The following is a 13,493-nucleotide window of genomic DNA, read 5'->3' as shown; positions in this document are numbered from 1 at the left end:
ACGAGCAAAAACGCGCTTTGGTACCTGGAATTGCAGACTTAGCTCTTTAGGTCTAGCATCCTTACGCCAACTACCAAACGGCGCGTTTGGCAGCCCCGAGTTAGCGGCTAGCCAGTACCTTCTCAGCTTTCAATAGACCCGCTACGCTCACAGCATCCGTGATGCGGTTGTCCATCACCATTTGCACCGCTTCGGCCAATGGGAGCTTCCAGAGGCGCAGATCCTCGGTTTCCTCCGGCTCCACTTCTCCCTGCTCCAAGTCTTCGGCTAGAAACACGAAGCCTTCTTCGTCGGTGACGGAGTTGGAGGTGTGTAGGCGCGCGATATTGGTCCAGCGGCGAGCTGTGAAGCCGGTTTCCTCCCGCAACTCCCGCTGCGCCGACTCTAGAATGTCCAGCTCTACCGGGCCACCGCCCATCGGGATTTCCCAGCTGTACTCGTTGAGCGGATACCGGTATTGGCCCACCAGCCACGTGTTGCCGGCCGCATCTACCGGCACAATGCCAAGGGCTTTGTTCTTCATCGTAACCACGCCATATATACCCTGCCCACCGGTAGGATTGATGACTTGGTCTTCTCGCACGCTGATCCAGGGGTTATGGTACTTTAGCTCGGTGCTGAGGGTTTGCCAGGGGTTGTGCGTTTCGTCGAAATTTGGGTCGGGATGGAGCATGAGAATGGGCGCTACGTGGATGAGTGGCAAAGGTACGGTAGCAGCCGTTTGGTGTCCACCGGGCAGAAGCGGGGATTGGTCGGGAAATTGGGTCAGTTTGCCCAATAATGGTTTTTAAACGTCTGGGCATGAGTAGCTTTGTTTCATTCAATAAGGCGCGGGTGAGTATTTTGTGGAAAGGAAGGCTTCATTCGCGTCGTGCCGGATTGACCTAGGAGTAGGGTGGATGATTACTAGCCGTCATCCGGCACAGAAGCAGAAAGGCCGTTGCTGTAGAGCAACGGTTTTTTTGCTTTTCCGGGATTTACTAGCCAGCCCCGGCTGCGCCATCAAGATTCTGTATCAACCCACTGCAAGGCCGCGCCGTACCTGGGAAGGTCAGCTGCTCACATTCCAGCTGGCACTTTACTTTTATGGCAAATCAACCCAATAAGAAGCCTAACGAGGAAGCCCAGGCCGGCGACCCACTTTTCAACCTCAAGCACGCCCAGGCCGAATCGGAATTGAGCACGCAAACCGGCGGCCTCGGCCCCACCACCAACGTGTACATCAGCTCCGACGAAGAAGACGAGATTGACGAAGGCCCCCGCGACAAGCAGGGACTGCGCCGCGGCGAAGCCCCCGCAGAAGATGGTACGGCGGCGGGCAGCCATAAATAAGCTCCACTTAGTTGTTAGTGCCTAGTTGTTAGGTGTTGATACTTCCCTAAACGATAGAAAGCAACGAGCAACTACTGTGCTGATAACAACTCTTGAAAAGGCCTCTCCGGGCGCTACGGCACCGGGGAGGCCTTTTTTGGTGGTGGGCCGCGGAGTGGCTGCTATCTTTGCCCGATGCTGCTTGCCTCCCACACTGGTCATCCGCTCGAAGCTGGCCTCGACGAAGCTGGCCGAGGCTGCTTAGCCGGCCCGGTTTTCGCCGCCGCCGTTATTCTGCCGCCCGATTTCGTACCGGCCTACCTCAACGACTCCAAGCAGGTGAGTGCCCGCCGTCGCGCCACGCTCCGCACCGATATTTGCCGCGAAGCGGTGGCCTGGGCCGTAGCGGAAGCTTCGCCCGATGAAATTGCCGCCATTAATATTGCGCAGGCTAGTTATCTGGCCATGCATCGGGCAGTTGCCGCGCTAGCGGTGAAGCCTAGCCATTTAGCCGTCGATGGTAACCGTTTTCGGCCTTATCCAGACCTGCCGCACACGTGCCTTATCAAGGGTGATACCCACTACCGCCACATCGCGGCGGCCTCCATTCTAGCTAAGACATTCCGCGACGAGCGAATGCGGGAGCTGGCGGAGCTTTACCCGCATTATGGCTGGGAGCAGAATGCTGGTTATCCTACTGTAGCGCACCGGGCGGCCATCCGGGAGCACGGCACCACTGAGCACCACCGGTTAGGCTTCCGGTTGCTGTAGGTGTCACTGCCATTGCAAGGAGCGAGCTGTCATTGCGAGGAGGCACGACGACGCAATCCTTCCTCTCACAGCGCCCAAGTCTACTGAAGCACCAAGCCCTTGACGTTAGCATGCATCAAGGGCTTGTTTGTGTAGGAAATGGTCTTCGTTGAGAGGAAGGATTGCTTCGCGCTGCTCGCAATGACAATCATTAAAAAGGCTGGCTTTTCAGCTTCAGTAGGTCGAGAAACAGGCTAAAGCCATCTACGGTGGAGCCGCCCTCCCCGAACTTATCGAAATTCAGGGGCTTGATGATGTAGCCGCTGACAGCTAGTTGTTGGGCTTTTAGCCGATCCGAGTCGAGGTCGGAGGTGGTCATGATGAACACGTTCAGGTTCACCAACTTGGGATCGGAACGGAGCTGTTCGAGCAGCTCCAGGCCGTTCATACGCGGCATATTGATATCAACCATTACCACATCCGGATGGTCGATTGGGGGCTGGCCGGCGTCGCCGCGAAGCATATTGAGAGCGTCGCGGCCGTTGCGGGCAATGTGCATGGGTACGTCGATGTTGTTTTTGCGTAACTCGCGCTGCACATTCATAATATCCATTTGGTCGTCTTCGACTAGCAGAATGCTGGGCATAGTGGGGGTGAGTTAGGTAGGGTAGAGGAAAGGGAATAGAAACGAGGGCAATAAAAGCTATACGGCAACGGCCGGGTTTTGTGCCGAAATACTGGTAGCCGGCCGGCTGGACGGTGCGTGGCGGGGCCAAGTGAAAAAGAACGTGGCGCCTTTCCCTTCCTCCGATTCCAGACGAATAGTGCCGCCTTGCCGCTCCACTATTTTCTTCACAATGGCCAGCCCGACGCCAGTGCTTTCCAAAGTGTCGCGCTCGGTCAGGGTCTGGAAAATGACGAAAATTCTCTCGTGGTACTCCGGCGCAATACCTGGTCCGTTATCGGCCACGGAGAAGGTGTAGTACTCCAGGTCTTCGGTGCAGCCAATCTGGATGAGGCCGTTTTCGGGCTCGTGATGGTACTTGATGGCGTTGCTGATGAGGTTGGTGAATACCTGCTGCAACTGCACGCGGTTGGTAACCAGCGTAGGCAGGTAAAAGGGCAACACCACCTCAAAGCTGGCTGGCAAGTCCAGCGAATCGAGGATTTCGCGCAGCAGCTGGCGCACGAAAACGGGCTCGTCGGCTTGGGCGCTCCGGCCCACGCGAGCCAGGTCCAGAATACCACTAATGAGGTGCTCCATCCGGTGGACGCGGGTTCGCATCAGCACCAGAAATTCCTGAATGTGTGGGGGCGTATCGTGGCCCATATCTTCCTCAATCCAGCGCGAAGCACTTTCGATGCCCCGCAGCGGCGCCTTCAGGTCGTGCGATACCACGTAAGCAAACTGGTCGAGCTCCTTGTTGCGGCGTTCCAGCTGCGTGATGTTGTTGTTGATGGTGGTCGCCATTTGGTTGAGGGAAGCGGCCAACTCACTCAACTCGTCGCGTTCGGTGTCGCGGAGCTGGGTTTGGTAGTGGCCCGCCGCAATCCGCGCCGACATCGAGACCATCGTTTGAATGCGGCGGCTGATGAGCCGGATGATATACGTTGCCCATACCAACCCCAGCACAATAGCCACCAGCGTAGTGCCCACCGAAATAAGCCGAGTCTCGCGGATGCTTTCTTCCAGCTTCGAGGCCTGCTTTTCGCGCAGCTTCAATTCCGTACGGTCGAAACCGGCAAACAGCACCCTTATCTGGTCCATCAGGCGCTTGCCGTAGAGGCTTTCGGCCAAAGCGCGGTGCTCCATTCCCTCAAAACCAACTTGGTTGGGGAGGCGCCGCCGCGCTTCGCGCTTCTCGCCTACGAGTAGGTGAGAGAAGTTCAGCCAATCGCGAAACAGCTGCTGCGCCCGCACGATGCGCGACCGTTGCGGCGAATTTGGCTCTAGCCGCGCGAGTAAGTGCTCGAAACGGTTGAGCAAATACCGCTCGCCCTGGTGGTAGGGTTCCAGCACCTCTTCTTTGCCGATAAGGATATAACCCCGAAAGCCAGTTTCCATGTCCACGATGTTGCGCAGCAGCATGGCGGCATCGGCCGATGTGCGTTGGAAAAGCTCCACCTGCCGGGCATTGCGCAGCACCTTGCGCGAGAGCTGGTAGTTGATGAACACTACGCCCACGAACAGTAGCAAAATGACTAGAAAACCGGCGAAGAGCTTGGTGGACAGCTGTAGCTTCATGCAGGCAGGGTAGGAAACAGAACTAGTAGAGCTCGGTACGCAGCTTTTCCTCCATAGTTCGCATGAGCAGCGTGATACGGTCGGCTAAGTGTTCTATAACCGGCAAGCCAGTCAGCGCCGCGTCCTGCGCGCCTCGCTCGTAGAGGTCCATGAGCCGGTTGGCTTCCTCATGAATTTGGATATGAATTCGGTCCAGCTCCTGCGACTCAGGCAAGTGCGCGTACGGGCCCAGCGCCCGGTCCCGAATCCAATGCCCGAAAGAACATTGCAGCGGGTCGCGGATGGGGCCCTGGCTAGTGCCGCTGCCGTAGAGGTAGGAGCGGAGCTTGGACTTGAAGAGCAGATGCTTCACCAGGCCGGATTCGAAATCCTGCTTTAGTTCGTCGGTCATAAAAAAGCGGAGGCGCGGGCTGGCGAGCATTGTTGGCTGGCGAAGCAGCCGGGCGCCCCTGAAGAAAAGAGGGCGCCCAGCAAAGATAACAGATGCGCGTGCCGCGCGGAAATGGCTAATTTCGCCGCGCCGCTCCCGAGCCGGCACCCCCACCACAACCCACCTTTCGATGAGCGAAACCCTCAAAACCGTTGTCCTGAATGACGTGCACCAGCAGCTGGGTGCCAAAATGGTGCCCTTTGCCGGCTACAACATGCCGGTGCGCTACTCCTCCGACCTCGATGAGCACCACACCGTGCGGCGGGCCGTGGGTATTTTCGACGTGTCGCACATGGGCGAGTTTCGGGTGCGCGGCCCCCAGGCCCTGGACCTCATTCAGCGCGTAACGAGCAACGATGCCAGCAAGCTCAGCGATGGCAAAGCCCAATATTCCTGCCTGCCCAACGAGGAGGGCGGTATCGTGGACGACTTGCTGGTGTACAAGCTGGCCGACGAGGATTACCTGCTGGTGGTAAACGCCTCCAACATCGATAAGGACTGGAACTGGATTCAGCAGCACAACACGCAGGGCGCCGACCTGGAAAATGTATCGGACCAAATCAGCCTGTTTGCGGTGCAGGGCCCCAAGGCCATTGAAGCGTTACAAGGTCTCACGGAAACCGACCTGCGTAGCATTCCTTACTATTCGTTTGTGCAGGGCGACTTCGCTGGCGTGCCCGACGTTATTATTTCGGCTACGGGCTACACCGGGGCGGGCGGCTTTGAGCTGTACGTGCCCAACGAGCACGCCAAGCAAGTATGGGACAAGGTGATGGAAGCCGGCCAACCGTACGGCCTGAAGCCCATTGGCCTCGGAGCCCGCGACACGCTGCGCCTGGAAATGGGCTACTGCCTCTACGGCAACGACATCGACGACCAGACCTCGCCGCTAGAGGCGGGCCTGAGCTGGATTACCAAGTTCACCAAGGATTTCACCAACGCCGAACAGCTCAAAAAACAGAAAGAAACCGGCGTGGCGCGCAAGCTGGTAGGTTTTCTGATGGACGGCCCCGGCATTCCGCGCGGGCACTACGAGCTGGTGAATGAGGCCGGCGAAAAAATAGGCGACGTAACGAGCGGTACCCAGTCGCCGAGCCTGAGCAAAGGCATCGGGCTGGGCTACGTGCGCACTGAGCTAAGCGCGCCGGGCAGCAAGATATTCGTGCACGTACGCGGCAAGCAACTGCCGGCTACCGTCGTGAAACTGCCTTTCGTGCCGGGTACTGAGTAAACGCGCGTAGGCCGTAACAACTACGCGGGCCTTTGATCCAAGCACCTCTGAAGACAAAAGGCGCGGTTTTCGCGCCTTTTGCTTGTAATAAGCAACAATATAGGCGCGTACAACGCGCCTTTACACCCCATGAAAACACTTGATATTTGCTTCTCGCCGGAGCTGCTGCCGCTCTATAACTTGAAAGGCCGCGTGGCCGTGGTGGTGGATGTATTGCGCGCTACGTCGTCGATTGTAACGGCTTTGGCGCAGGGCGTGACGCATCTGGTGCCCGTGAGTGAGCTGGACGAGTGCCGTGCCTTGGCAGCCCAAGGCTACCTTACCGCCGCCGAGCGTGACGGCCGGCAAGCAGAAGGAGTTGACTTAGGCAATTCGCCCTTCGGCTATCTCGATGGCGTGGTAGCGGTGCGCGGCCGGGCCGTAGCCATTACCACCACCAACGGCACCCGCGCCTTGCACCTGTCGCAAGCTGCCGATGCGGTAGTGGTGGGCGCGTTCCTGAATCTGGCGGCCGTGGCCGAGTTTCTGCGGCAGCAAGAGAAAGATGTGGTAGTGGTATGTGCCGGCTGGAAAGGCAAGTTTTGCCTCGAAGACACGCTCTACGGGGGCGCCCTGGCCGCCCGCCTCGCCAACTACTTCGACACCAGCAGTTCCGACGCCACGCTAGCTGCCCTCGACCTGTGGCAAGCCGCCGAACCCGACGTGGCCGCTTACCTACTCAAATCGGCGCACGTACGCCGCCTCAACAGCCTAGAAGCTCATAAGGACATGGAGTTCTGCGTGCAGCCCGACGTGTACGACATTGTGCCGCTGTTCCAGAATGGCAGAATCTCGCTATAAACTGCTCGTAGCGCGGCAATCCGTTCCGTGCACGAGCAAAGCGAGTATCCAGTACTGCGCCACTTGCGCCACCGCGTCGGAACTCGCCTGCGGCTCGTGCGCGGAACAGATTGCCGCGCTACAGTGGGAGGCTACCGGAGCTTCTCGTTGTTGCGGTGCCGGTCGGCGTCGCGGCGGGTTTTCTTGTCGAGGTTGCGTTGCAGGGCTTCGGTGAGGTTGACGCCGGTTTGATTGGCCAGGCAGATTACCACGAATAGCACATCGGCCAGCTCATCGGCTAGCACCTTGTCTTTGTCCGATTCCTTGAAAGACTGCTCACCATACTGACGGGCAATGATGCGAGCCACTTCGCCCACTTCTTCCGTGAGCATGACCATGTTGGTCAGCTCATTGAAATACCGCACGCCGGTTGTCTGAATCCACTGGTCGACGGTTTGCTGGGCTTCTTCGATAGTCATTTTGGAATGAGTGAATGGTGAAATGAGTGAAGGAGTGAATGGGTGGATGACTTCAGGAAGCCGTTACACGACATTCACTCATTGAAATTGGAGTCGAGCACGATGGTAACGGGGCCATCGTTGAGGAGTTCCACTTGCATGTCGGCGCCGAACTCGCCGGTGGGAACGGGCTGGCCCAGCAGTTGCTCTAGTTGCCGCACGAATTGCTCGTAGAGCGGTATGGCTACTGGCGGCGGGGCCGCAGCGGCGTAGCTAGGCCGGTTGCCTTTGCGAGCATCGGCCAGCAGCGTGAACTGACTCACCACCAATACTTGGCCGCCCACATCTTGCACCGAGCGATTCATCTTGCCTTCTGCATCGGAGAAAATGCGCAGCTGCGTCAGTTTGCGGGCCATCCAATCGAGCGAGGCGGGGGTATCGGTGGGGGAGAAGCCCGCCAAAACCAGCAAGCCCGGCCCAATCTGGCCCGTAATCCGCCCCTCAACGGTGACGCTGGCGTGCCGGACACGCTGAATGACAGTGCGCATAGAGTGGAATAATGAAGCAGGAGAAGCTGTTCTGAGGCAGCGTACGGGCAAAACTAGCATCTTGCAGCTTCTCTCACGTGTATCAGGTTTGCGCCCGACTTTCTCCGTCTCTGCTGTCTTGTTTCTGCTCCTGGCGGTGCTAGCCGTGGCAGCCGTACGCCTGCACGGTTTGGCCGATGTAGCCCTGCCCGACTACGACTCGGTGCGGAATTGGCAGATAGTGCGCGAAGTAGCGCATGGCGACTTACGCAACTTATTTCATCACGGTAGCCCCGGTTTCTCGCTCCTCTATGCGCCTGTGGTTTGGCTTACACCCCACTACCGCGTATTCCAGCACCTAAATGCGCTAGCCGCCGTGGCGGCATTGGCCTGGTTGGTGTGGTTCGTGGCCCAAGAAATGCGCTTGGCTCCGGTGGAAACTGCGCTGCTGCTGGTTTTCACGGGCACTTCCGTGTTTCTCACCTTCTCCGGCCGCGACTTCACGTCGGGTTCCTGGAGTCTGGTGCTGTTCGTGGGCCTGCTACGGGCGCACTATCACCGGTTGCAGCAGCCTAGCCCGGCGGCACTACTGCAAACCACGGTTTGGCTGGCGGTAGGGCTGAGCGTCAACTACAAATTCGTACTTACGCTGCCTATTCTGCTGGTCCTGGAACTGCTTTATGGTGGCCGTTTGCTATGGCAGTGGCGCAACCTAAGCCGGGTAATCCTGCTACTAGCGACACCCTATGTTGTGTTAGGGTTGTTGGGGGCAGCCGATGGAGTGCCCTGGTATCGCTGGCTGGGAGTGTACTACAACATCCTGTTTCCGGGAGCTAGTAATGCCGCCGGCCGTGTCGGCAATCTGCGCTTCGATGGACTGTACTATCTGCGTTTCCTGTGGGGATTTGAGTCGCCGCTGCTTCTGCCGGGGCTAGCGGCCGGGCTGGCGCTGGCAGCGCGGCATCTCAGGCGCGAACTGCGCCTGCCAGAGCTGGTGTTGCCCGTCTACCTAGCTGTGTGGGCCGGGTGTTTTTTAGCGGGCATGTCGCTGCTCCTGAAGGCGCCGCGGGGGCTGTTACTGGCGTATCCGCTGTTCTACGTGCTCACGTTTCTGCTGCTGCGCCAATTGTTGCAGAACCGGCCGACATGGGCTGGGCGGTGGCTGTTGCCGGCATTAGTGCTACTGGCCGTAACGTTCAATTTGTACCGAATACAGCGCGAAATTTACGCTTATGCGCCTACCCACTACAAACAAGTAGCGGCGTGGCTGCATCAGCAGCAGGCAGGTTCTGTGCGGGTGGCAAGCACACTAAGTCTAGGCCTGCGTCCCTTCCTTACCGATTCCGATACGCTGGCCGTCGTTTCCGATGAGCGCCAACTGCCGGAGTGGCGCCGCCGAGGCATGCAGTACGTACTGCTTGATGCGGCATGGCGCGTGGTCGGAGCTACGTCCTTCGACTCGTTGCGCCGGCAGCGTCCGTTGGCAGCCTGGTCGGAGCCGCTGCTCACGTCGCCGCTGCTGTTTCTGGAGCATTCCGAGTACACGGGGCTAGGCTACGAAGAAACCCTGGCCCGGCAGCGTACCGCCCGCCTCGATTCTGTGCAGTTACGACTGTATCGGCTACGCTGAAAGCTTCAGTAAAATAAAAAAGCAGCCCGAGAGAGCTGCTTTTCCTGTTCCAATGTCCCGCCGATACTTACGGATTGGTTTGCGTGGGGAGCTGGTTTACGTTCAGCAGTGGAATAACAGTGCCGTAGCTCTCGTTGATTTTGCGCAAGAAGGCGTTGGCCAGCAACCCATTGCCGCGAGGCGTAAGCGAAAACAGATCGACCGAGTAGAAATTGCCGCGTACTAGCTCGGGCGTATACACCACGCCGTTTACATTGATGTTGCCTGCCACTTGCTGAAATAGCGCGTCGCTGGTATCAAGCAGGGGAAGTTTGAACGTGCTGGTATTCAGGTCTCTTAAAGAAGTACGAAAGTCACTCATAACCTGGTTCACGCGCCCAAACTCTATGTAGTCGAGCACGTCGCTGCCACTTACGGGGTTCTGCTCGTCGCCGTAAGGCACGGTTTGCGCGGCTCCCGTTGCCGACTCCAGCCGCCCAATACGGCGCTGGCCCGACGGCAAAATATAGTCGCGGTTCGACGCCGGTTGCACGGCGCCGTTGAAAGCCCGAACGTAAATCGTGTAGGTCGGCCGTGAGGTGCTCTCGCGCAGACGCGTTTGCAGGTTCAGACCATTATTGAGGGTCAGCAGCGGCAGCGCCAACAAATCGGGCGGCAGCGCAACGATGCCCGGCCGGCCGTTAGCCGTGAGCTGAGTTAGCAGCAGCCGGGAGTTTTGCGTAAGCGTGCTCGTCGAGGGTAGGGGGCCGCAGCTACCGCCGCTCACTAAATAAGGCAGCACGTCATCGAGCCCCGCGAAATACGTGAAAAACGACGCGTTGGCGCTGGCTGCCGTCACCACTTGCAAGTAGGAGCGGCTGTCGTTGGCCGGTAGCAGCCGCTCAAAGTAGGAGCTGAAGAAACCTGGCCGGTTCAGATTGGTAGCGTTGCCGATACCAGGAGTGTTTATCTGAGTTAGGCGCAAGCCGGGTACACCGAGATTCTGCGGCACAGTTACCGAGGCCCGCGGAAACTGATACACCGTATCGGGCCCGTTGCAACCAGCAGTGTTGATGAAGCGACCCAGCGTAGCAGCAGGTTTCAAACGGCGAGTGCGTGGCAGGCCGCTTTCTTCGAGGCTCACCAACGTTTGATAACCCGTACCTGCGCCTTCATCCAGCAGGGGTTGTGAAAATTCCAGGCCAGGGCTAGCCAAAGCAAACTGCTGGGCCAGTAAGTTGGCGAAAGAATACGTCTGGCTCTGGCGCGTGAGGCCCCCGTCGGCGTATCCGGCCGTGTAGGAGTCGCCCACGGCGAGGTAGCGGGTCAGGTCGAGGCTACCGCTATTAGGAGTTGGCTCCGTTTGGTCGGGCGAGCAGCCTGCTACACTCAGCAACGCTGCCGCAAGGGTACAACCAGCCGTGCGAAGGGAGAAGGAGAAAAAAATGCGCACTGTTTGTCAGGCGTTAGAATAAAAAAGAAGGAGAAGGCCTGGGCGTCTAGTTTGTGGCCCGGGCCGCGCCGCGGCCGCCGAACGAGTAGGAAAGCCCCACCGCCGCCGTTTGCATCGCCGTGCGGTACGTGCCATCGATACTGCTAACCATGTACCGGGTCGAATTGACAATAGCCCGCCGTTCGCCGCCCTGCGCGTAGCTGTAGCCTAGGTCGAGTACCAAATTCGGCTTGATGGCGAGGCTCAATCCTACTGAGCCACCCAGCAGGCTGGCATCGGGCAGGTCGGCGGAGATAAATTCGTCACGCACGGGTGTTTCATCGTAGCTCACTCCGGCCCGCAATGTCAGATTGGGGGTTGCTTGGTATTCGGCGCCCACCCGAAACGTCATGGCGTCCTCGTAGCCCCGACCGGCCGTCACGCGCGAGGCGTTGTCCAACTCGAAGTTGAGCGAGTCGTAGCGGCTCCAACTGGTCAAGTTGAAGTCGAACGTTACGAGTAGGTTCTTGCTCACCCGGTCGGCCAGGCCCACTGCCAGACTAGAAGGCAACTCCAGATTGGTGCGAAAGCCGGCGGAAGATGGGTAGAGCGCAGCATCGCGCTCGGGTATGCCGGTGTAGGTAGCTTCGCCATTGCGCACTTTTAGCGTCACGGGCGTGCGGAAGCTGATGCCAAACGCCAGATTGTCGGCACTGCGGCCATAAATACCGAAGTTGGCGCCGTAGCCGCTGCCGTCACCCTCGAATAAGGCTTGCGCCGTACGGTCGTCGTACTGGTCGAGTGCGCGTTGCTGACGCATATTGCCGTGAGCGTAGATGAAGCCGGCGCCGAAGCTGAAGTTTTGGCTGAATTTATACGCTACGGTAGGTTGCACATACACCGTGTTGAAGCTAGCTTCCTGCACCACACTTCGGCCTTCCCATTCCAGGGGCCAGCTTGTGTTGTAGCCAAAAGGCTGATTGACGCTGATGCCCACGCTCACACCCTTACCCACCGGCGCGGCGGCGTAGAAGTAGCCGCTCGGTTGCGGCTCCAGCTTTTGGCGCGTCAGCTGCCGCGAATCGGTGCCTAGAAACGACGAGAGCCGGGCCGTGCCCATGCCACCAGCACTCACGCGCACCAACGAATCGAGGTGGCCCAACGCCCCCGGATTGTAGTACATCACCGCAATATCGCGGGTGTAAGCGGTGCTGGCACCGCCTAGCCCAAGCAGGCGCGCGCTCTGCGGCCCCGACTGGTAGCCGCCCGCCGAAGCGGAAACCGAAAGAAACAATAAACCAAAGAAAAAGTAGCGGTGCGCCATGCAAACGGGTTTTCGGACAATAGCCACAAATGTAGCGTAATGCGGGCATTAAGTGATTGAGTGAGTAGGGAATTAAGTTCAGCTATAGCTCGCCGGTACGCGCAGCTATGCCGCGCGCGCTGCCCTGCGGCCAGACACTCAGTGCCGCCTCTCTACACGCTCGCAATCAGCGCTTCACTCCCAGGCTATCGAGGGTGTGCTGGTAGTTGCGGGCGTTCTTTTTATGATCAGCGTACGTTTCCGCGAAGTCGGAGAAGCCGCTCAAATCGGGCCGGGCGCAGAAGAAAAGGTAGCGGTGCGCGGCAGGCTTGAGCACCGCGTCGAGGCTCTGGCGGTTGGCGGAGGTGATAGGTCCTGGCGGCAGGCCTTTGTGCTTGTACGTGTTATAGGGCGAGTCCACGAGCTTGTCTTTGTTGAGCACGCGCTTCACCCCGAAGTTGCCGATGGCCCAGAGCAGCGTCGGGTCGGCTTGCAGGCGCATGCCGCGCCGCAGCCGGTTTAAGTATACCCCGGCAATAATGGGCTTGTCTTCCTTCTTGGCTGTTTCGCGCTGCACAATGCTGGCCAGCACGTGCACCTGCGTAGGCGAGAGGCCCAGCGAATCGGCCCGCCGCCGCCGCTGCTCGTTCCAAAAGCGGCGGTGCGTGGCCGCCGCCGAATCCAGAAACTGCCGCGCCGACGTGTTCCAGAAGCAGCGGTACGGACCCGGCAGAAACAACGTCAGAATGGTCGTGGTGTCGAGTTGATAGCGGCGCTGCAAAAACCAGTTGTTCTGCAAGAGCCGGCGCAGCTCCACCGAGTCGGCCTCCAGCTGGCGGCTAATCTGGCGGGCGAGTTGCGGCTTGTACTTGAAAGCGTCGAGGACGAATGCCACAGTGTCTTGCTGGCCGCGCATGAGCTGGTCCAGCAGTGCCGCATTGCCAAATTCTGGGTCGAGGCGGTAGCGGCCCGGCCGTACGCGCTGGGTGTACCCACGTTGCTCGGCCAGCCACTCAAACGTGCGCAAGTCGCGCAACAGCTCATAACGCCGCAGCGAATCGCGTACCGCGTCAAAGCCCGTACCCGTACGGATGTGCAAATAGGCCGCCCCGTAAGGCGAAGGCGTAACATTCGGCTGCCACAAAATCCGCCACGCACCATAAAAACCCAGCGCGCCACCAAGTAGAAGCAGCAACAACATTCCCCGCAGAAAGCCACGGCGAGTAAGAGAACGAGCAGAACCAGTCAAGCGAAAACAAGATAACAGAGCCCCAAAGGTAACGCCCACGTCAGCGCCGGCCCGCACCCTGGCGGCCGTCTTAAGTGGCACCCTGGCGGCAGTCTTAAGCGTGGCGCAGCCAAGCGGGACTGCCCGCCT

Annotated in this window: 14 protein-coding genes; 5 read left to right on the top strand and 9 right to left on the bottom strand. The window is 59.0% G+C overall.

Annotated features, from left to right (window positions below; translation table 11 throughout):
* Positions 1-100: 100 nt before the first annotated feature.
* On the bottom strand, positions 101-673 hold the full coding sequence (locus tag ACYSMN_RS09090) for an NUDIX domain-containing protein (protein ID WP_488923589.1): 573 nt from the start codon (positions 671-673) through the stop codon (positions 101-103).
* A gap of 413 nt (positions 674-1,086) precedes the next feature.
* Between ACYSMN_RS09090 and ACYSMN_RS09085 the strand changes: the two genes are divergently transcribed.
* Both ACYSMN_RS09085 and rnhB read left to right on the top strand, forming a co-directional pair.
* On the top strand, positions 1,087-1,332 hold the full coding sequence (locus ACYSMN_RS09085) for a hypothetical protein (RefSeq protein WP_488923548.1): 246 nt from the start codon (positions 1,087-1,089) through the stop codon (positions 1,330-1,332).
* 174 nt (positions 1,333-1,506) lie between these two features.
* The gene (gene rnhB / locus ACYSMN_RS09080) at positions 1,507-2,082 is read left to right on the top strand and encodes a ribonuclease HII (RefSeq protein ID WP_488923547.1); all 576 of its coding nucleotides are present in this window, start codon (positions 1,507-1,509) and stop codon (positions 2,080-2,082) included.
* 190 nt (positions 2,083-2,272) lie between these two features.
* On the opposite strand, the gene ACYSMN_RS09075 is transcribed toward rnhB, so the two are convergent.
* Genes ACYSMN_RS09075 through ACYSMN_RS09065 form a run of 3 tightly spaced genes read right to left on the bottom strand, consistent with a single transcriptional unit; the run spans position 2,273 to position 4,697 of the window.
* On the bottom strand, positions 2,273-2,707 hold the full coding sequence (locus tag ACYSMN_RS09075) for a response regulator (RefSeq protein WP_488923546.1): 435 nt from the start codon (positions 2,705-2,707) through the stop codon (positions 2,273-2,275).
* A 57-nt stretch (positions 2,708-2,764) separates the two neighbouring features.
* The gene (locus tag ACYSMN_RS09070; RefSeq protein WP_488923545.1) at positions 2,765-4,306 is read right to left on the bottom strand and encodes a sensor histidine kinase; all 1,542 of its coding nucleotides are present in this window, start codon (positions 4,304-4,306) and stop codon (positions 2,765-2,767) included.
* A gap of 22 nt (positions 4,307-4,328) precedes the next feature.
* The gene (locus ACYSMN_RS09065) at positions 4,329-4,697 is read right to left on the bottom strand and encodes a CZB domain-containing protein (RefSeq protein WP_488923544.1); all 369 of its coding nucleotides are present in this window, start codon (positions 4,695-4,697) and stop codon (positions 4,329-4,331) included.
* Positions 4,698-4,866: 169 nt separating this feature from the next.
* Here ACYSMN_RS09065 and gcvT point away from each other — a divergent pair, with 169 nt between their 5' ends.
* Together gcvT and ACYSMN_RS09055 are read left to right on the top strand one after the other, a co-directional pair.
* Positions 4,867-5,967: a glycine cleavage system aminomethyltransferase GcvT gene (gene gcvT / locus ACYSMN_RS09060; protein WP_488923543.1), complete on the top strand. Its 1,101-nt coding sequence runs from the start codon at positions 4,867-4,869 to the stop codon at positions 5,965-5,967.
* Between the two features lie 129 nt (positions 5,968-6,096).
* Positions 6,097-6,807 carry a 2-phosphosulfolactate phosphatase gene (locus tag ACYSMN_RS09055; protein ID WP_488923542.1) on the top strand — a complete coding sequence of 237 codons (711 nt, stop codon included), beginning with the start codon at positions 6,097-6,099 and terminating at the stop codon, positions 6,805-6,807.
* A 131-nt stretch (positions 6,808-6,938) separates the two neighbouring features.
* Here the strand turns inward: ACYSMN_RS09055 and ACYSMN_RS09050 are convergent, their stop codons facing one another.
* Together ACYSMN_RS09050 and dtd are read right to left on the bottom strand one after the other, a co-directional pair.
* Positions 6,939-7,265, bottom strand: a complete 327-nt coding sequence (locus tag ACYSMN_RS09050) for a nucleotide pyrophosphohydrolase (RefSeq protein WP_488923541.1) — start codon at positions 7,263-7,265, stop codon at positions 6,939-6,941.
* Between the two features lie 74 nt (positions 7,266-7,339).
* A complete protein-coding gene (gene dtd / locus ACYSMN_RS09045; RefSeq protein ID WP_488923540.1) occupies positions 7,340-7,792 on the bottom strand; it encodes a D-aminoacyl-tRNA deacylase in 453 nt (150 codons plus the stop codon).
* Between the two features lie 118 nt (positions 7,793-7,910).
* On the opposite strand from dtd, the gene ACYSMN_RS09040 reads away from it, so the two are divergent.
* Positions 7,911-9,401 carry a hypothetical protein gene (locus ACYSMN_RS09040; protein WP_488923539.1) on the top strand — a complete coding sequence of 497 codons (1,491 nt, stop codon included), beginning with the start codon at positions 7,911-7,913 and terminating at the stop codon, positions 9,399-9,401.
* A 67-nt stretch (positions 9,402-9,468) separates the two neighbouring features.
* Here ACYSMN_RS09040 and ACYSMN_RS09035 read toward each other — a convergent pair whose 3' ends face one another.
* From ACYSMN_RS09035 to mltG, 3 genes are all read right to left on the bottom strand, one after another.
* Positions 9,469-10,833: a hypothetical protein gene (locus ACYSMN_RS09035; RefSeq protein WP_488923538.1), complete on the bottom strand. Its 1,365-nt coding sequence runs from the start codon at positions 10,831-10,833 to the stop codon at positions 9,469-9,471.
* A 46-nt stretch (positions 10,834-10,879) separates the two neighbouring features.
* Positions 10,880-12,136 carry an OmpP1/FadL family transporter gene (locus ACYSMN_RS09030; protein ID WP_488923537.1) on the bottom strand — a complete coding sequence of 419 codons (1,257 nt, stop codon included), beginning with the start codon at positions 12,134-12,136 and terminating at the stop codon, positions 10,880-10,882.
* 166 nt (positions 12,137-12,302) lie between these two features.
* On the bottom strand, positions 12,303-13,316 hold the full coding sequence (gene mltG, locus ACYSMN_RS09025; protein ID WP_488923536.1) for an endolytic transglycosylase MltG: 1,014 nt from the start codon (positions 13,314-13,316) through the stop codon (positions 12,303-12,305).
* Positions 13,317-13,493: the final 177 nt, after the last annotated feature.

The organism is Hymenobacter sp. M1-2 (genome assembly GCF_057808495.1).
The sequence above is the reverse complement of the archived record's forward strand: the minus strand, read 5'-3'. Positions and strand labels throughout refer to the sequence as shown.